At 55.6% G+C, this 18,649-nt stretch carries 18 protein-coding genes; 2 read left to right on the top strand and 16 right to left on the bottom strand.

Annotation, left to right across the window (positions count from 1 at the left end; all coding sequences use genetic code 11):
• The first annotated feature begins 84 nt into the window (after nt 1–84).
• Nucleotides 85–684: a CBS domain-containing protein gene (locus BMX75_RS02425; RefSeq protein ID WP_092824930.1), complete on the top strand. Its 600-nt coding sequence runs from the start codon at nt 85–87 to the stop codon at nt 682–684.
• Between the two features lie 66 nt (nt 685–750).
• On the opposite strand, the gene nhaD is transcribed toward BMX75_RS02425, so the two are convergent.
• From nhaD to BMX75_RS02450, 5 genes are all read right to left on the bottom strand, one after another.
• Nucleotides 751–2,217 (bottom strand): sodium:proton antiporter NhaD, encoded by a 1,467-nt coding sequence (gene nhaD / locus BMX75_RS02430; protein WP_092824932.1) that lies wholly within the window; start codon nt 2,215–2,217, stop codon nt 751–753.
• A 139-nt stretch (nt 2,218–2,356) separates the two neighbouring features.
• Entirely contained in the window at nt 2,357–4,186 is a 1,830-nt protein-coding gene (gene glmS, locus BMX75_RS02435; protein ID WP_092824934.1) for a glutamine--fructose-6-phosphate transaminase (isomerizing), read from the bottom strand.
• A gap of 15 nt (nt 4,187–4,201) precedes the next feature.
• A complete protein-coding gene (gene glmU / locus BMX75_RS02440) occupies nt 4,202–5,569 on the bottom strand; it encodes a bifunctional UDP-N-acetylglucosamine diphosphorylase/glucosamine-1-phosphate N-acetyltransferase GlmU (RefSeq protein WP_092824936.1) in 1,368 nt (455 codons plus the stop codon).
• A gap of 1 nt (nt 5,570) precedes the next feature.
• Nucleotides 5,571–6,689: an FAD:protein FMN transferase gene (locus tag BMX75_RS02445; protein ID WP_245748321.1), complete on the bottom strand. Its 1,119-nt coding sequence runs from the start codon at nt 6,687–6,689 to the stop codon at nt 5,571–5,573.
• A gap of 15 nt (nt 6,690–6,704) precedes the next feature.
• Nucleotides 6,705–7,505: an undecaprenyl-diphosphate phosphatase gene (locus tag BMX75_RS02450; RefSeq protein ID WP_092824940.1), complete on the bottom strand. Its 801-nt coding sequence runs from the start codon at nt 7,503–7,505 to the stop codon at nt 6,705–6,707.
• 176 nt (nt 7,506–7,681) lie between these two features.
• Here BMX75_RS02450 and BMX75_RS02455 point away from each other — a divergent pair, with 176 nt between their 5' ends.
• Nucleotides 7,682–8,875 (top strand): cation diffusion facilitator family transporter, encoded by a 1,194-nt coding sequence (locus BMX75_RS02455; protein ID WP_092824942.1) that lies wholly within the window; start codon nt 7,682–7,684, stop codon nt 8,873–8,875.
• Between the two features lie 20 nt (nt 8,876–8,895).
• Here BMX75_RS02455 and mgtE read toward each other — a convergent pair whose 3' ends face one another.
• The 11 genes from mgtE to BMX75_RS02510 all read right to left on the bottom strand — a co-directional run bounded on the left by mgtE (nt 8,896) and on the right by BMX75_RS02510 (nt 18,638).
• Complete coding sequence (gene mgtE / locus BMX75_RS02460) at nt 8,896–10,278, bottom strand: magnesium transporter (protein WP_092824944.1); 1,383 nt, start codon at nt 10,276–10,278, stop codon at nt 8,896–8,898.
• Nucleotides 10,279–10,445: 167 nt separating this feature from the next.
• Entirely contained in the window at nt 10,446–10,874 is a 429-nt protein-coding gene (locus tag BMX75_RS02465) for a F0F1 ATP synthase subunit epsilon (protein ID WP_066315695.1), read from the bottom strand.
• A 24-nt stretch (nt 10,875–10,898) separates the two neighbouring features.
• A complete protein-coding gene (gene atpD / locus BMX75_RS02470; protein ID WP_066315690.1) occupies nt 10,899–12,278 on the bottom strand; it encodes a F0F1 ATP synthase subunit beta in 1,380 nt (459 codons plus the stop codon).
• Nucleotides 12,279–12,351: 73 nt separating this feature from the next.
• The gene (gene atpG, locus BMX75_RS02475; RefSeq protein WP_092824946.1) at nt 12,352–13,239 is read right to left on the bottom strand and encodes a F0F1 ATP synthase subunit gamma; all 888 of its coding nucleotides are present in this window, start codon (nt 13,237–13,239) and stop codon (nt 12,352–12,354) included.
• Nucleotides 13,240–13,307: 68 nt separating this feature from the next.
• Nucleotides 13,308–14,852 carry a F0F1 ATP synthase subunit alpha gene (gene atpA, locus BMX75_RS02480; RefSeq protein ID WP_092824948.1) on the bottom strand — a complete coding sequence of 515 codons (1,545 nt, stop codon included), beginning with the start codon at nt 14,850–14,852 and terminating at the stop codon, nt 13,308–13,310.
• Nucleotides 14,853–14,868: 16 nt separating this feature from the next.
• On the bottom strand, nt 14,869–15,405 hold the full coding sequence (locus BMX75_RS02485) for a F0F1 ATP synthase subunit delta (RefSeq protein ID WP_092824950.1): 537 nt from the start codon (nt 15,403–15,405) through the stop codon (nt 14,869–14,871).
• A gap of 11 nt (nt 15,406–15,416) precedes the next feature.
• On the bottom strand, nt 15,417–15,887 hold the full coding sequence (locus BMX75_RS02490; protein ID WP_066315677.1) for a F0F1 ATP synthase subunit B: 471 nt from the start codon (nt 15,885–15,887) through the stop codon (nt 15,417–15,419).
• A gap of 78 nt (nt 15,888–15,965) precedes the next feature.
• On the bottom strand, nt 15,966–16,193 hold the full coding sequence (gene atpE, locus BMX75_RS02495) for a F0F1 ATP synthase subunit C (RefSeq protein WP_092824952.1): 228 nt from the start codon (nt 16,191–16,193) through the stop codon (nt 15,966–15,968).
• Between the two features lie 71 nt (nt 16,194–16,264).
• Complete coding sequence (gene atpB, locus BMX75_RS02500) at nt 16,265–17,092, bottom strand: F0F1 ATP synthase subunit A (protein WP_092824954.1); 828 nt, start codon at nt 17,090–17,092, stop codon at nt 16,265–16,267.
• A gap of 7 nt (nt 17,093–17,099) precedes the next feature.
• A complete protein-coding gene (locus tag BMX75_RS02505) occupies nt 17,100–17,501 on the bottom strand; it encodes an ATP synthase subunit I (protein WP_092824956.1) in 402 nt (133 codons plus the stop codon).
• A 210-nt stretch (nt 17,502–17,711) separates the two neighbouring features.
• Nucleotides 17,712–18,638: a ParB/RepB/Spo0J family partition protein gene (locus BMX75_RS02510; protein ID WP_092824958.1), complete on the bottom strand. Its 927-nt coding sequence runs from the start codon at nt 18,636–18,638 to the stop codon at nt 17,712–17,714.
• Nucleotides 18,639–18,649: the final 11 nt, after the last annotated feature.

Here is an 18,649-nt window from a genome sequence, read left to right on the forward strand (position 1 = left end):
GTTGTCATAAGAATATCGTGCAACTGTGACGTAACGGCAGGACATCTGTTGTTTGCCATTACATCACTTAACGCAGGTACTCTGATGAACCAGATAATTTTTTCCCCCAAACCTTTAATCCAACTGGGGTCAACGCCAACGCTGGTTGTCCCTAAAAAGCCGTCGTTATCGCCTCAAAGCCCGGCTATCAGCGTTCTGACCGATTTTAGCCAGGTGCGCCCCCAATGGGTTGATAGCGATACCCCGGTTGATCAGGCTCACCAAAAGATGCGCGATGCGGGGGTGCGGTTATTGTTTGTCATGGATAGCCATGAGCACTGTATTGGGGTGATCACGGCCAAAGAGATCATTGGCAAGCGGCGGATCAATATCGCCATGCAGCAACGCCAGCTGAATCAAGAGGATATCACGGCCGAAATGATCATGACGCCCTGGCACAAATTAAGCGCTATGCCGCTTAACCAGCTCTCGTCGTTGAGCATCGAGGATTTGGTGATATCGATGGAAAGCTTTACAGATCAGCATTTGCTGATTATCGAGCATGATGATCGCCACGACCCGAGTATTCGCGGGATCATTTCAGCCAGCGATATTCAAGCGGCGATCGGTAAGACGATCAATGCCATCCCGAGGGCACAAAGCTTTGCAGATATCTGCCACGTCATAACAGGCCACGATATTTAAGCGACGCACGTTTCTCATTCTTCCGCCCGCGCGTGAAAACGTGCGGGCGGTGGTATTGATACGGGGCTAAAACAAGCCGGCATTCAACCAAAGGTGAGTCAGAATACTGGCGATATAGCCCAGCATGATCGCTGGCGCCCAACGTAGATGACGGGCAAAAGTATAGATCCCCCTGGCCTGGCCCATCAGGGCCACGCCCGCGGCAGAGCCCATGGATAGCAAACTGCCCCCAACACCCGCCGTTAGCGTGATCAGTAGCCAGTTACCCAGCGACATGTCCGGCTCCATCGAAAGCACTGCGAACATCACCGGGATGTTGTCCACCACCGCTGACATCAACCCCAGTACCACGTTGGCCCACACCGGATTCCAACTGCCGTACAGAGTCTCCGACAGCAGGCCGAGATAACCGATAAACCCCAGGCCGCCCACACACATCACCACGCCGTAGAAAAACAGCAGCGTGTCCCACTCTGAGCGGGCAATCCGACTGAAAATGTCGAAGGGAACAACACTCCCCAGTTGCTCGAGTTTTTTCCAATCGCCGCGGCGGGAATAGCGCTCACGCTTGCGCTCCAGGGAGCGTGGCAAGCTGCGGCGCAGGTAGTAACCAAAGAATTGCAGCAGGCCAAGACCGAACATCATGCCCATGGCAGGCGGCAAATGCAGCACAGAGTGGCAGAGCACCGAAATCGCCACGGTGATCAGGAACAGCACGACGATTCGCCGCGCGCCGCGCTTCAACCATACGTTTTCCGACAATGCTTCAGGTTTTCGATTGCGAATAAAGCAACTCATGATCACCGCTGGCACCATGAAGTTGACGACTGACGGCAACAGCAACTGGAAGAAATCACCAAAGGCGACCTGGCCAGCCTGCCAGACCATCAGCGTCGTGATGTCGCCGAAGGGGCTGAAAGCCCCCCCGGCATTAGAGGCCACTACCACGTTAATACAGCAAAGGCCGATAAACCGATCATCGCCCTCGGCCACTTTCAGCACCACGGCACACATCAGCATCGCCGTGGTCATGTTGTTGGCGATCGCCGAAATACCGAATGCCAGGATGCCGGTAATCCAGAACAGGCTGCGGTAGCTAAACCCCTTGCGCACCAGCCATGCGCGCAGAGAGTCAAACACCCGCCGCTCTTCCATGGCGTTGATATAGGTCATCGCCACCAGCAGGAACAAGAGGAGTTCTGTATATTCCAGCAGTGTTTCACGAAACGCCGTTTCCGCCTCTTGGGGCAGTCCCGCATGAACGTACACCCAGGCCACCAATGCCCAGATCAAACCAGCAGCCACCAATACCGGCTTTGATTTGCGCATGTGCAAAAGCTCTTCGGCCATGACTAACGCATAGGCGAGCACAAATATGGCAACAGACAAGATGCCGGCGATGGAACGGGTCAGGTCGAGCGACCCGGCAGCGGCATAAGATAAGGAAGGTACAACGAGGCAGCAGAATGCAAACAACAGACACATCGCTTGGCGGCTATAGCGCCCGGCGATGTGGTAATCGGGTGGTTTCATGGCGGAGAAATCCCTGCGGTAGAACGGAGGAAGGATAAACCGCCATAATAATAAGCCGACTAATGGAATGGGGCAATGCAACATTGCCCGCAACGTGGCCACGATCGGCAAAAGCCGAGCAGTGGCCATGGATATTGCTTTACTCTACCGTGACGCTTTTCGCCAGATTACGCGGCTGATCCACATCAGTACCTTTGAGTACCGCGACATGGTAGCTCAACAGTTGCAACGGCAAGGTGTACAGCAATGGGGTCAGCGCTTCGTGGATATGCGGCAAGTGCAGGACCCGAAGATCGTCGCGCGCCTCGATCCCCACCTGCTCGTCGGCAAATACGAACAGTTGTCCCCCGCGCGCGCGCACCTCCTGCAGATTCGACTTGAGTTTTTCCAACAGATCGTCGTTAGGCGCCACCGACACCACCGGCATGTCGGCATCCACCAGCGCCAGCGGCCCATGCTTCAGCTCTCCGGCCGGGTAGGCTTCCGCGTGGATATAGGAAATTTCCTTGAGCTTGAGTGCCCCTTCCATTGCTATAGGGTAGTGAGCGCCTCTCCCCAGAAATAGGGTATGGCTCTTTTCAACAAATGCTTCCGACAGCACTTCGATTGCCGGATCTAGCGCCAGCACTTGCTGGCAAAGCGCGGGTAAGGCTTTCAATGCCGATACGATATCAGCGTGATGATCATCGCGGCCATGTACCCTGCTGATCGACAGTGTCAGCAACATCAATCCAATAAGCTGGGTGGTAAAGGCTTTGGTCGACGCGACACCGATTTCGGGCCCAGCCCGAGTCATCAGGGTCACATCCGATTCACGCACCAATGAGCTACCCGGCACGTTGCAAATGGCCAGGGTACCCACGTAATCCAGTTGTTTTGCATAGCGTAGCGCCGCCAGGGTATCGGCGGTTTCACCGGATTGGGAAAGCGTGACAAACAGCGTACCCTCGGGCACCACGGGATAGCGGTAACGGTACTCGGATGCAACTTCCACCTGTACGGGGATACCGGCATAACGTTCTAACCAGTAGCGTGCCACCAGGCCAGCATGATAGCTGGTGCCACAGGCGATAATATGGATTTGACGGGTGGCTTGAAAAATAGCCGGGGCACCGGGGCCAAAGCTTTCAACCAAGACGTGATCGTCGCTCAGGCGTCCTTCAAGCGCGGCCCGGATCACCTCGGGCTGTTCGAAGATTTCTTTGAGCATGAAATGACGATAGTTACCTTTACTCGCCGCGCCATCACCATGCTCAAATGTCTGAACCGGTCGTTCAACCGCTTTTCCATGGCGGTCGACGATACGAATAGCGCCCTGCTCACGCAGCTCTACCAGGTCCCCTTCCTCCAAATAAATGAACCGGTCGGTTACCTGCAACAGCGCCAGCGGATCGGAGGCCAAAAATGCTTCGTCAATCCCCACGCCAACCACCAGAGGGCTGCCCTGCCGTGCACCGACGACAACGCCTGGAGAGTTAGCACTCATCACGCCAAGCGCATAAGCACCGCCCAAGCCGTTGACGATCTCCTGGGTGGCATCAAACAAACCAAGGCCGCTATCCAGTTTCTCGGCGAGTAAGTGAGCAATAACCTCGGTATCGGTTTCAGAGGTAAAACGGTAGCCGCTGGCTTGCAGCCGATCTTTGATGGCTTCGTAATTTTCGATAATGCCATTGTGTACAACGGCAACCTGCTCACCGCTATGGTGAGGGTGGGCGTTGGCCTCTGAGGGTTTTCCGTGCGTGGCCCAGCGGGTATGGGCGATCCCTGATTTCCCGGGTAATGCCGCCTCATCCAGCTTGCCTGAAAGCGCTGCTACCTTGCCTATCGCCCGGTGGCGGGTCAGCGAACAGCCATCGTAAACCGTCATGCCGGCCGAGTCGTAACCACGGTATTCGAGACGTTTTAACCCTTCCAGTAAGATACCCTGGACGTTGCGCTGGGCAACGGCGCCGACGATGCCACACATAGGCCTTCCCCTTTTTCAGTCGTGATGCTTGAGTGGACGCTGCCAGCCGCTTTTCTCGAGTTGACGCCCCCGCGATACGGCCAGCGCATTATCGCTGACATCCTTGGCAATAGTCGAGCCAGCCCCCACCGTGGCCCCTTCCCCTATGCTCACCGGTGCCACCAGAGCCGTGTTGGAACCAATAAAGGCATGATTGCCAATGTCGGTAAGGTGTTTGTTAGCCCCATCGTAGTTACAGGTAATCGTACCCGCGCCGACATTGACACCACGCCCCAGACGCGCATCACCCACGTAGCTCAAGTGATTAATTTTACTGCCTTCACCAACGTCGGCATTTTTTGTCTCGACAAAATTACCGACTTTCGCCTTGACCGCTAGCCGGGTACCCGGGCGCAGTCGGGCGAAGGGCCCTATCTGGTTAAGTCCAGCTGCCACCGTTTGGTCAATGACACTATGCGAATCCACGCGGCTCTCGGCCCCGATCGTACTGTTTTTAATCACGCAGTATGGGCCAATACGAACCCCCTCACCTAATTCGACCTTGCCCTCAAACACGCAGCCCACATCAATAAACACATCATGGCCGCAAGTGAGGCTTCCGCGCACATCCAGCCGGGCCGGGTCAGCCAACGCCACCCCCTGTTCCATGAGTTTCTCCGCGGCCTGGGCCTGGTAGGCACGTTCCAGGCGTGCCATCTGGGCGCGGTTATTGACGCCTTCGACCTCAATGGCGGTAGAAGGCTGGGCGGTGCAAACCGCGACGCCGTCGCTTTTGGCCATGGCAATCACATCGGTCAGGTAATACTCGCCCTGGGCATTATCCGCCGAAAGCCGAGGCATCCAGCGTTTCAATTGTTCGCTGGTCATCGCCATCATGCCCGTGTTGCACTCTGTGATGGCGAGTTGCTCCTGGCTGGCATCTTTCTGCTCGACGATCGCCACCGCTTCGCCTTCTGAATTGCGCACGATACGCCCATAGCCAGCGGGGTCATCTAGCATGACGGTTAAAAGCCCCATGTGCTGATCATCCACCTGAGCCAGTAATGCCGAAAGCGAATCACGGTGGATCAAGGGGACATCACCGTACAGTACCAGTACTTTACCACTGCCCAGCTGCGGTAGCGCCTGGGCGACCGCATGCCCAGTGCCTTTTTGCTCGGCCTGAACAGCAAAGGTCACGTGATAATCAACCAGTGCCTGGCGCAGCTGATCGGCACCATGGCCGATCACGACATGCGTGCGCGATGGACCTAGTCCGGCGGCCGTATCCAGCACATGCTGAACCATCGGCTTACCTGCAAGCGTATGCAGTACCTTGGGGATCTGAGAACGCATCCGCGTGCCTTTTCCGGCGGCGAGAATGACAATATCGAGTTCTTGCATGTTAATTACCTGTCGCGGTTTCACGGTCGTCCGGGCGGGCAGACGCAATCTCTATCTCTAGCGCTTCAACGAGTTCATCCCCGAAGTGCTGGGCAAAGGCAGGGCTTGCGACGCTTCGCCATTGATTCCCATCGCGTATCAGCATCAGAACATTCAGGTTCTGGTCGAGGGCCATTGCCATACCGTCTTCATTCCCCGCTACCATCAGCGCGGTCGCCCAGCCGTCAGCCCAGGCGTTGGACGGGTGAAAAACCGACACCGAAGCCAGGTCGTGGGTAATCGGCTGACCCGTACGCGGGTCGATGGTGTGCGAATAGCGCTGGCCGTCAACCTCGAAGTAATGCCGATAGTCGCCTGATGTCGCCACCGAGATTGAATCAAGCGGCAGTACATGCTGTGCGCGCTGCTGTCCGTTCTCTGGCACTTCAATGCCAACCCGCCACGCGGTCTGTTCATCCAGGTCGCGAACGCCGCGGGTAATCAGATCCCCCCCCAGGTTGACCAGATAATTCTCGACCCCTTGCTGATCCAGATAGGCGGCGACGCGGTCCGTTGCGTGGCCTTTGGCAATGGCCGACAGATCAACGAACACGTCACGGAGACGCCGCGCCTCGAGCGCCTGCGTATCCAGCTCAATAGCGTCAAAACCCACCTGCGCCAACCGCTCTCTGAGCTCTTGATCTGATGGTACTTCTTCAGGTCGAGCCTCAGGGCCAAAACTCCACAGATTGACCAGGTCGCCGATGGTAACGTCGAAAGCGCCATCGCTTGATTCGGCAATCGACAGGCTTGTTGCCAATACGTCAATGAGTCCGTCGGACAAGGGCTGCCACTCGCCTAGTGGCGATCGATTGAAGGCCATCAACTCGGCATCGTCGCGGTAGGTCGACATCGATTGATCGACGCTTTCCAGTTCCTGCTTGATACCCGCTTCAATCTGGTTGACTTGTCCCTGGGTGAGCGAATCGGCCATCGTGACTTGATAGAAGGTACCAAATATATTGCCTTCCAGTTTAACCGGCGGTTCAAGCGGCCGATCGGTTTCCGAGCAGCCTATCAACGCTATGGATAACAGCACGATCATGCCGCAATAGCACCACAAATGACGACCCTGTCGCATCGTTGTTACTCCGCCTTAACCATGAAAAAACCATAGCAGCCAGGCGCCCAAAAGCACGCGATATATCACAAATGGCTGCATTCCCAATTTTTTAATCACCACTAAAAAGTAGTGAATACATAAATAAGCGCTCATACCGGAAAGCAGTGTTCCTGCTAACATTGCTATCCACTGAATCTCTTCTGGCTCACGTATTATGCTTACGACTTCCAACCCACCTGCTAACACGATCACTGGAATAGAAAGGAGAAAAGAAAAACGAGCAGCCCCTTCGCGGCTCATTCCCACCATTAGCGCCGCCGTAATGGTAATACCTGAACGTGAGGTACCAGGAATCAGCGCCAGTGCTTGAGCACCACCGATAATCAACACATCCTTGAGACGTAACTGGTATTCGCTTCGCTCACCACTTTTTCGCCAATCAACATACCCCAGCAATAACCCGAAACCAATCAAACTCATGCCGATAATCAACGTAGAGCGCATATGATCGGCAATCAGGTCACGGGTTAAAAAGCCGATGACACATACTGGAATCGTTGCCAAGATAACCCAGAGCCCTAGGCGCGCATCGTCATCAACTTGCTCCCCCCGAACTGCGGCTAAAGCGCTGGTGACCATTTGCCAAATGGCTTGTCGAAAATAAAGCACGACTGCAGTCAGACTACCTAAATGCAGGGCAACGTCGAATGCCAGTCCCTGGTCATCCCACGGCGTTAGCACGGGCACCAAAATTAGGTGGGCAGAACTCGAAATAGGTAAGAATTCCGTCAAGCCCTGAACAACGGCTAAAATTACCACCTGAAGCCAATCCATTGCTTATCCTCATCTACTCTCATTGGAGGGGGGACATATTGGCGCTCAAGGATACACATCCTGGGCAAACTTGTCCGCCATTGGCATTCTCCAGACGCGCGGGACTATAGAGCATGCCGATGAGTGCGCTACAATAGTCCACCTATTCGCCAAGGGGCGTCCCTGCAAGGTACCTCATGACTCAGCGCGTCGACTCATCGGTTATTCAAGATACCCAGTTGCAAAGCCGCGAAGCAAAGCGTGTCACCTATATCGGTGCCTGGCTGGATGGGCTGCTTAGCATCGTTAAGGTGGTCGTCGGGTTGATGGTCGGTTCCGCGGCGTTGATCGCTGACGGCATTCATTCATTATCTGATTTGGTCACCGATGGGTTTGTCCTGGCGGCCATTCATTACGGTCGCCAGGAGCCGGACAAGGACCACCACTATGGTCATGGCCGGATCGAAACCCTTACCACGCTTCTGCTGGGGAGTGTGTTGATTTTCGTCGCGGGGGGGATTGCCTGGTCGAGCCTGGATCGTTTGTTTAGTGGCGCTGACGTTAATGCGCCGGGCGTGTTCGCCATTGTGGTGACGGTGATTGCATTGCTCAGTAAGGAGTGGATCTACCGTTACACCATGCAGATCGCCAAACGGGTCGGTTCCAAACTGCTTGAAGCCAACGCCTGGCACTCACGCAGCGACGCCCTCTCCACTGCGGTCGTCTTGATTGCCCTGCTCGGTGCCCAGTTTGGCCTGGGCTGGCTGGACGCCGTTGCCGCCATCATCGTCGGCTTGCTGGTCGGTAAAGTCGGCTGGGACCTGCTATGGGAGTCGGCCCGCGAACTGGTCGACACCGCCCTGCCCGAAGATGCCCAAAAGCAGATGCATGATGTGGCCTGCGGTGTACCCGGCGTGGACAGCGTCCATGACCTGCGTACCCGCCAATCCGCTGGCTGGGTAATGGTCGATTTACACGTGGTGGTCGGCCCCAAGATCACCGTCTCGGAAGCTCATGAAATCGGCAATGAGGTCAGTCGTCGCCTGCGCCACCAGTTCCCGGCATTAACCGATGTCATATTTCACATCGACCCGGAAGACGACGCTGGCGAAGGCGACCCAAGCCGTTTTCCTGGTCTGCCCCTGCGCCCGGAAGTAGAGGCAGCGCTGGATGCGCGCTGGTACAAGCATCCGGTTTGGCGCACGCTCAACGAGCTACAGCTTCACTACCTGAACGAAAAAATCTCAGTATCACTGATTATAAGCGACCCCGTTCACCAGCCGCCCCAATGCCTTGCCAGCCAGTTAAAAGCGCTGGCCAGCGATATCGAATGGCTCGGGCATGTGGAAGTGATGTTTATTACCCGCGCTGCCAGCCACACGATGCGCTGATCCCAGCGCTATTCAAACGACTACACAGAGGTTAGCAAAGCGGTGGCAATGCTGAAGTAAATAACCACCCCAGAGGCGTCGATCAAGGTGGTGACCAGTGGGGCCGAAGCAGTGGCAGGGTCAACCCGAAAGCGCTCCAGCACGAACGGCAGACACATGCCCAGCAAGCTGCCGAATAACACGATGGTTACCATGCTAAGCGCGACAACCATGGCGACTGCTTCTCCACCTCGCATCACCCCGATGGGAGCCACGGCAATCGCCATGGTGATCCCCAACGAGCCGGCGACGAGTAACTCTCTTCCAAGCAGTTTCCCCCAGTCTTTTACACCGACATCACCAGTCGCCATCCCGCGTACCATCAGGGTAGCGGCCTGAGCGCCCGCGTTACCGCCGCTTCCGATCAGCAACGGCAGAAAGAACACCAGGGCAACCTGCGCTGCAATGGTGTCTTCGAAATAGGCAATGCCAGCACCGGAAAACAGGTTGGCAAACACCAGCAGTACCAGCCACGTCACGCGCTTTCGATATAGCGTCCAAAGTGGCACCCGGCTAACGCCGTCCTCCAACTGGCCGATCGACATCCCTTTGTGGAAATCCTCGGTAGCCTCTGATTCGGCCACGTCCATGGCATCATCGTGAGTGACGATTCCTACCAGCCGACTATCAGCATCAATTACCGGCAGGGCCAGCAGATCGTATCGCGCCACAATCTTGGCGACGTCTTCCTGTTCTTTATCCACCGGTGTACTGATCACATCCTTGATCATGATGTTGTCGACCAACGCGCCTGGGCGGGCCACCATTAGCTGGCGCAACGACATGGTACCGATCAACTGACCTTCGCTGTCCAGCACATAAAGCTGATAGACCGTTTCAGCGTCAGGTGCGGTCTGGCGGACGCGCATCATGGCCTGGGACACCGTCATGCCGCTGGCAATGGCCACATAGTCCGAGGTCATGATGGCCCCGGCTGTGCCCTCCTCGTAGCTTGCCAAACGCTTCAGGTCTTCACGCTCTCTGTGAGCCATGCGACGCAGCAGGGCTTCACGGCGGTCTTCATCGAGCAGGTTGAACAAATCGGCCCGCTCATCGGAGCCCATCTCTTCCAACAGCTTGAGTGCATAGGTATCCGGGAGATTGCCGATGACCTCCAACTGGCTTTCACCAGGTAGATAACCCAAGACATTGGCAGCCCGTTCGGTGGACAAGACGTCAAGTAACGCCAGCGCTTCGGCCAAGGCGTCATCCTCTTCGATCAGATCTTCGAGGATTTCACCGATATCTGCCGAGCGAATCTCGCTCAGACGTTCAGCAAACAGTGCCGTGTTCGGTGCGTCCTTTCCTAGCTCGTCGAGCAGCTCGGTTTTTATGGCTTGCAGCGCTTCATCATTTAATGACACGGCATTCTCCTTTTACGCTTGCGAAGGCCAGGTGGCGACAATTCCTTATCCTTGCATTGTGGCTGCCATTCGGTTTCTATTTTATATACTACCAGACAAAAAAAACGCCCCCCGAACCCTAATCACGGGTTCAAGGGGCGTTGTGTTTCACGTCAGGCGTGAAGCTTTTAGCCTTTACCCGCTTTCTTGCGCAGTTGCTGGATCGTTCGCAACTGGGCAACGGCTTCGGCAAGTTCCGCAGCAGCCCGCGTATAGTCAAGCTCGGATGTCTTGTCGTTAAAGGCTTTCAGCGCTTGCTGACGCGCTTCTTCGGCAGCCGCCTCATTGAGGTCGCTGGCACGCGAGGCAGCGTCGGCCAACACGGTCACGATATCTGGCTGGACTTCCATGAAGCCGCCAGTCACGAAGAAATGTTCCTCTTCGCCACCATCGTGAATCACCCGTACCGGCCCCGGCTTGAGTTCCGTCAGCAACGGCGCGTGACCGGGTAGAATCCCCAGATCGCCCGTGCTGCCAGAGGCAACCACCATCTCGACCGTTCCCGAGTAGATGGACGCTTCAGCGCTGACGATATTGCAAGTGAAGCTATTCGCCATAGCGAATCCCCCTAATGGACGGGATTACTTCTTCATCTGGTTGGCTTTCTCGACCGCTTCGTCGATGGAGCCGACCATGTAGAAGGCCTGTTCCGGCAAGTCATCGTACTCGCCTTCGAGGATGCCCTGGAAGCCACGGATGGTGTCTTTCAGTGACACGTATTTACCCGGTGCACCGGTGAATACCTCGGCCACGAAGAACGGCTGCGACAGGAAGCGCTGGATTTTACGCGCGCGGGCGACGGCCAGCTTGTCTTCGTCAGACAGCTCGTCCATGCCCAGGATCGCGATGATATCCTTGAGTTCCTTGTAACGCTGCAGAACACCCTGAACGCCGCGTGCAGTGTCGTAATGCTCTTGACCAACCACCAACGGATCCAGCTGACGCGAGGTCGAGTCCAGCGGGTCGATGGCCGGATAGATACCCAGCTCGGCAATCGAACGCGCCAGTACCACGGTGGCGTCCAGGTGCGAGAAGGTGGTCGCCGGTGACGGGTCGGTCAAGTCATCCGCAGGCACGTAAACGGCCTGTACGGAGGTGATCGAGCCCGTCTTTGTCGAGGTGATACGTTCCTGCAGAACGCCCATCTCTTCGGCCAGCGTCGGCTGATAACCTACTGCGGACGGCATACGCCCGAGCAGCGCCGATACTTCGGTACCCGCCAGGGTGTAACGGTAGATGTTGTCAACGAACAGCAGTACGTCGCGGCCTTCATCACGGAATTTCTCCGCAATGGTCAAGCCAGTCAGTGCTACACGCAGACGGTTGCCCGGCGGCTCGTTCATCTGACCGTAGACCAGCGATACCTTGTCGATAACGTTGGATTCGGTCATTTCGTGATAGAAGTCGTTACCTTCACGCGTCCGCTCACCCACACCGGCAAATACCGAGTAGCCGCTGTGTTCGGTGGCGATGTTGCGGATAAGCTCCATCATGTTGACGGTTTTACCGACACCGGCACCGCCGAACAGGCCGACCTTACCACCCTTGGCAAACGGGCAGACCAGGTCGATAACCTTGATCCCGGTTTCAAGCAGCTCTTCAGACGCTGCCTGGTCGGCATAGCCGGGTGCCTTGCGGTGAATCGGCATGCGCTCGTCTTCGCCGATTTCGCCCGCTTCATCAATGGGCTCGCCGAGTACGTTCATGATACGGCCCAGCGTGGCTTTACCCACGGGGACCGAAATCGCAGCACCTGTGTCGGCCACGTCCATGCCACGCTTCAAGCCCTCAGTGGAGCCCATGGCGATGGTGCGCACCACGCCGTCGCCCAGCTGTTGCTGGACTTCGAGGATGGTCTCTACATCAGAGACCTTCAGCGCGTCGTAGACCTTGGGCACAGAGTCCCGCGGAAACTCTACGTCAATCACCGCGCCGATGATTTGTACGATACGTCCGCTCATCTTGGTTCCTCTCAAAAACCTGCAAATGAAACCTGTCTGCCGGGAGCCGCTAAAAACGTCAGCTCCCTAGGCGTTATACGGCGGCAGCGCCGCCGACGATCTCGGAAATTTCCTGGGTAATGGCGGCCTGACGGGCCTTGTTATAAACCATCTCCAGATCGTCAATCAGATTGCCCGCGTTATCGGTTGCACTCTTCATGGCAATCATCCGGGCGGCTTGCTCGCACGCCACGTTTTCCACAACCGCCTGATACACCTGCGATTCAATGAAACGAATCAGCAGGCTATCCAATAACGCCTTGGCATCCGGCTCATACAGGTAGTCCCAGCTTCCGGGACGGGCGTTTTCGTCGTCTTGCTCTGCGTCGTCACCAATATCGGTCGACAGCGGGAGAAGCTGGCGTACCACCGGTTGTTGGGTCATGGTGTTGATAAACTCGTTATGCACCACGTACAAACGGTCGATATTGCCTTCATCGTACGCGTCGAGCATGACCTTGATACTGCCAATCAGACCTTCGACCGATGGCGCTTCGCCTAACCCGCTCTTGGCGGCAACCAGGTTGCCCCCATAGTTACGAAAAAAACCACTGGCCTTCGCGCCAAGCGCGCAGAAATCCAGCCCGGCGCCTTCCTGATGCCAGGCCTTGGCATCCTTCACCACGGCCTTGAACAGGTTATGGTTCAAACCACCACACAAACCGCGGTCAGTGGAAACCACAATATAACCGACCCGCTTTACCTCACTACGCTCGACCATGTAGTCGTGCTTGTACTCGGGGTTGGCGTCGGCAAGGTGGCTAACCACGTTGCGAATCTGCTTGGCGTAAGGCTGACTCGCCTTCATCCGCTCTTGCGCTTTACGCATTTTCGACGCAGCGACCATTTCCATGGCGCTGGTGATCTTCTGCGTATTTTTAATGCTCCCGATCTGGGTGCGTATCTCTTTTGCAGCTGCCATAGCGATCTACCTTTCGTTCGTGGCTCTCAGAAAGCATGCAAACCCGCCCAATACAGACGGGCCAGACATTACCAGCTCTGAGTCGCCTTGAACTTCTCGAGACCCGACTTCAAGCCGTCTTTGATCTCGTCGTTGTAGTCGCCGGTCTGGTTGATCTTGTCGAGCAAATCGCTGTGTTCAGCCTTCATGTAGTCGTGCAGAGCACGCTCGAAGTCCAGCACTTTGTTTACTTCGACATCATCCAGGTGACCTTCGTTGGCCGCGTAAAGCGTAAGCGCCATCTGGGCTACCGACATCGGCGAGTATTGGTGTTGCTTCATCAACTCGGTGACGCGCTGACCATGCTCCAGCTGCTTGCGCGTGGCTTCGTCCAGGTCAGACGCAAACTGCGAGAATGCCGCCAGTTCACGATACTGCGCCAGGGCAAGGCGCACGCTACCGCCGAGCTTCTTGATGATCTTGGTCTGCGCCGAACCACCGACACGGGAAACCGACAGACCTGCGTTAATCGCCGGACGAATACCGGAGTTGAACAGGTTGGTTTCCAGGAAGATCTGACCGTCGGTGATCGAGATCACGTTGGTCGGAACGAACGCGGACACGTCGCCACCCTGGGTTTCGATGATCGGCAGTGCGGTCAATGAACCGGTCTTGCCTTTCACTTCACCGCCCGTAAACTTCTCGACGTAGTCGACGTTAACCCGTGCAGCACGTTCCAGCAGACGCGAGTGGAGATAGAAGACGTCACCCGGATAGGCTTCACGACCCGGCGGACGGCGCAGCAACAGCGATACCTGACGATAAGCCACGGCCTGCTTGGAAAGATCGTCATAGACAATCAGTGCGTCTTCACCACGGTCGCGGAAATATTCGCCCATGGTGCAACCTGAATAGGCTGCCAGGAACTGCATGGGTGCCGGATCGGCAGCGCCAGCGGCGACGATGATGGTATGTTCCATCGCGCCGTGCTCTTCGAGCTTGCGTACCACGTTGGCAATGGTCGACTGTTTCTGACCGATCGCCACATAGACACAGGTCACGCCCTTGCCTTTCTGGTTGATGATGGCATCAATGGCAATGGCGGACTTACCGATCTGGCGGTCACCGATGATCAGCTCGCGCTGGCCACGACCGATCGGCACCATGGAGTCAATCGATTTCAAGCCCGTCTGGATTGGTTCGTCAACGGATTGGCGGGTAATGACGCCCGGCGCCACTTTCTCGACGGCATCGGTCATTTTTGCGTCGATATCGCCTTTACCATCAATGGGGTTACCCAGCGCATCGACGACGCGGCCAATCAGTTCAGGGCCTACCGGTACTTCGAGAATACGACCGGTACACTTGGCGGTCATGCCCTCTTCAAGCAGCAGGTAGTCACCCAGCACCACGGCACCTACGGAGTCACGCTCCAGGTTCAGTACCATGCCAAAAACGCTGTTGGGAAATTCAATCATTTCACCAAACATTGCGTCTGCGAGGCCGTGAACTTTCACGATACCGTCGGAAACGCTAACGATGGTGCCCTGATTACGGGCTTCGGATGCGACGTCAAGCTTCTCAATTCGCTGCTTGATAATGTCGCTGATCTCGGAAGGATTCAGTTGCTGCATGCCATGTCCCTCAGACTCAAGCGGTTAGCGCTTCGGAAAGGCGGTTCAAACGTCCACGTACCGACCCGTCAATGACGGTATCACCAGCACGCAGGATAACGCCGCCAATAAGCGATTTGTCCACCTGAGTAGTAATGGAGATTTTGCGATTCAGACGTTTCTTGAGCGCGTTCGATAGCTTGGTTTTCTGCTTGCTATCAAGCTTGTAGGCCGAAATCACCGTGACCTCTACACGCTGTTCATGTTCGGCGCGTAGGCGACCGAACTGATCAGCGATATACGGCAATGCTTTAAGTCGGCCCTCGCCTGCCAGGGTATCCAGAAACCGCCGAAGAGCGTCATCGCCTTGATCAGGCAACACACTCGCCAACAATTCAGCTTTCTGTTCAGTTGCCAGTTTCGGATTACCCAACAGGCGTTGCACGTCACTGTCAGCGACGGCTTGGCTCAAAGTAGCAAGCGATGTCGACCAGCTATCCAGCGCCTCATGATCACGCGCGTATTCAAACGCCGCCTTAGCGTAAGGACGAGCGACGGTCAATAATTCCGCCATGGTTCACCTCCTTACAGTTCGGCAGCAAGCTCATCGAGTAACTTGCGATGGGCTTGTTCGTCGACCGACGCTTCCAAGACGCGCTCAGCACCGATAATGGCAAGGTGAGAGACTTGGGCACGAAGATCCTCTTTAGCACGGTTAACTTCTTGCTCAATCTCGGAACGTGCGCTTGCCACCAGGCGTTCGCCTTCAGCGCGGGCCTGATCGCGGGCTTCTTCAACGATCTGAGCAGAACGCTTGTTGGCCTGCTCGAGAATTTGCGAAGCCTGCTCCTTGCTTTCACGCAGGGTTTGTTCAGCCTTCTCCTGGGCGACTTCGAGATCCCGGGAAGCACGGCTGGCTGCGTCCAGGCCATCAGCAATTTTCTTCTGACGCTCATGGAGCGCGTTGCTGATCGGTGGCCACACATACTTTATGCAAAACCAGACAAAGATCGCGAAGGCGATCGTCTGCCCGATTAGCGTCATGTTGATATTCACAGGAATGTACCTCTGACAAGTTCGTGGCGACCGGAGTGAAACAAGACCGAGCGGGGATGCCGCTCGGAAATGTTCTCATTAACCGGCAACAACGAAGATCAGGTACATCGCAATACCGACACCGATCATCGGCACCGCATCCAGAAGACCGGCCATGATGAAGGTTTTGGTTTGCAGTTGGTCACCCATTTCCGGCTGGCGTGCAGTGGACTCGAGTAACTTGCCCCCCAGCATGGCAAAACCAATACCGGTAGCCAAAGCGCTAACACTGATGATGATGGCGGCAGCAATGTAAATGACTTCCATGGTGAAGCTCCTAATAGTGCGTTAATTTCAAGGGTTTAGGTTAGGGTTTAGTTGCAAAGCGTTGCTCTTTGTCAGTGGCGCTCATGCGCGGCACTCAGGTACACGATGGATAATGTCGTGAAGATGAAGGCCTGTAATGATACCACTAAGATATGGAAGATGGCCCACGGCACATCTAACAGCCAGATTGCCCAGAATGGCAGGAGGGCGATCAGGATAAAAATCACTTCACCGGCAAACATGTTGCCGAAGAGACGTAGGCCAAGGCTGATAGGCTTAACGATTAAACCGACTATTTCCAGCACTAGATTAAATGGAATCAGTGACCAGTGGTTGAAGGGGGTCAGTGAGAGTTCCTTGGCAAAGCCACCTGCTCCTTTCACCTTGATACTGTAGTAAAGAATCATCAAGAAGACGCCGAGTGCCATACCCAAGGTAGCGTTCACATCGGTGGTCGGCACGATTTTCATATACTCAAAACCGAGCTTTCCGAACAATTCAGGAAAGTAGTCAACCGGTATGATTTTCAACGTATTCATGAGAAGGATCCACACGAACAGCGTCAAGGCGATGGGTGCAATATGCTTATTGCTGCCATGGAAGGTAGAGCGAGTAAGGTTTTCAATAAACTCGACTACCATTTCCACCGCGTTTTGCAGGCCACCGGGTACGCCGGTGGTGGCTATCTTACCCGCTTTTCGGAACACCCAAATAAATAGCAACCCCATGGCAATCGACCAGCCCATGGTGTCCAGGTGAATTGCCCAGAACCCCATCTCCCTGGCTTCTTCAGCAGAACCTGCCAGCGACCATCCGTTTTGAGGATGATTTCCAAACGTCAAATTCTGTAAATGGTGCTGAATATAGTAAATCGCTGAGACTTCGTTTTCTGCGGCCATAGACGTATTACCTCAATGAGTGGTGCGATTTTCCGGGCATTAAAGAGGGCGTAAACCAATGCGTCAGAACAACCGCCACATAAGCACTAAAAAATAAAGCTGGGTTTGAGGGAGGCGCTGCGATGAAGACTGCTACGAACAGTGCCACCGTCAAACCAAACTTGCCTGTCGCAGCGCGAGAGAAATTGGCCGTCCCCCTTGCCGGTGGTGTTGACCGAAATATACCCATGCGCTGAATAAAAAAAATCTGCGGCAGCAAGCCGACAATGGCCCCCAGGAACACCGACTGCACACCCGATATCTGTGCATACGGATAGGCTATTAGCATTCCAGTCAACATGACGGCTGACTGCAGGAGTATGAGTCGAATGCTGTAGATTTTTCGCCGCTGGGCTTCCTGTCGCTGCATCAATACCCAGCCCGTTGATTGAATCGTTATGCCGCTGCCGTGCGAATAACTTGCACAAATCTTGCGCGATTATAGGGAAGGGCTATAAGACCTTCAACCGAAGTTGTGCGTATTTCGCGTGTCCAAGCGCCTATATGCGACCAAAGGGTGAAAAAATAGCGGTATCACGCCATTTTTTAATAAGTCTGCTATCAACAAATAGATAGCAGACTATTTGATATGCCCCAAGATGCCATCCAGCTCTTCCAGGCTGGTGTAGCGAATAGTGACTTTCCCTTTGCCTCTCTGACCATGGTCAATGGACACCGGCGCACCCAGCAGTTCACCCAGTTGGGTTTCCAGCCGCGTTACATCAGCGCTTTTGGTCTGGCGCTTCGATGATGTTGACGCTGCCGGCTGGCTTTGCACCTTTTTTACCAGCGCCTCAGTGGCACGAACGGTAAGATCATTATTGACCACTTCGTGGGCAACCTGGCGCTGCTGGGCGCTGTTCAGTGTCAGCAGGGCGCGCGCATGCCCCATATCCAGATCACCGCGTTCGAGCAGCGTCTGTACCTCATTATCCAGCGCCAGCAGACGTAACAGATTGGCCACCTGGGTACGCGATTTGCCTACCGCATCGGCCATCTGCTGCTGGGTCATTTCAAACTCGTCGCCTAACCGTTTCAATGCCAGCGCTTCTTCAATGGCATTGAGGTTTTCGCGCTGAATGTTTTCGATCAGTGCCAGCGCCAGGGCAACTTCGTCGCTGACTTCCCGGATAACCGCGGGGATAACATCCAATTCGGCAAGCTGAGCCGCCCGCCAGCGGCGTTCGCCGGCCACAATCTCGTAGCGATCTTCACCAATCGGGCGGACCACGATGGGCTGCATGACCCCTTGAGAACGGATCGAGTCGGCGAGCTCTTCCAGCGCTTCCGGCTGAATATCGCGGCGCGGCTGGTATTTACCCCGCGATAGCTGGCCGAGCGGTAAACGTTCAAGGCGTTCCTGACCCGGTGAGGTGGCCGTATCCGCGGCAGCATCGCTGTCTGCCGGTGAGTATGAACCCGCCGCCAATTCAAGGCTATCGCGGCGACGTGCACCAGCACCAATCAGAGCATCCAAGCCACGTCCTAGTGCGGGTTTACGCGTCATGGGCATTCCCT

It is taken from the genome of Vreelandella subterranea, from assembly GCF_900111305.1.
Lineage (GTDB): Bacteria > Pseudomonadota > Gammaproteobacteria > Pseudomonadales > Halomonadaceae > Vreelandella > Vreelandella subterranea.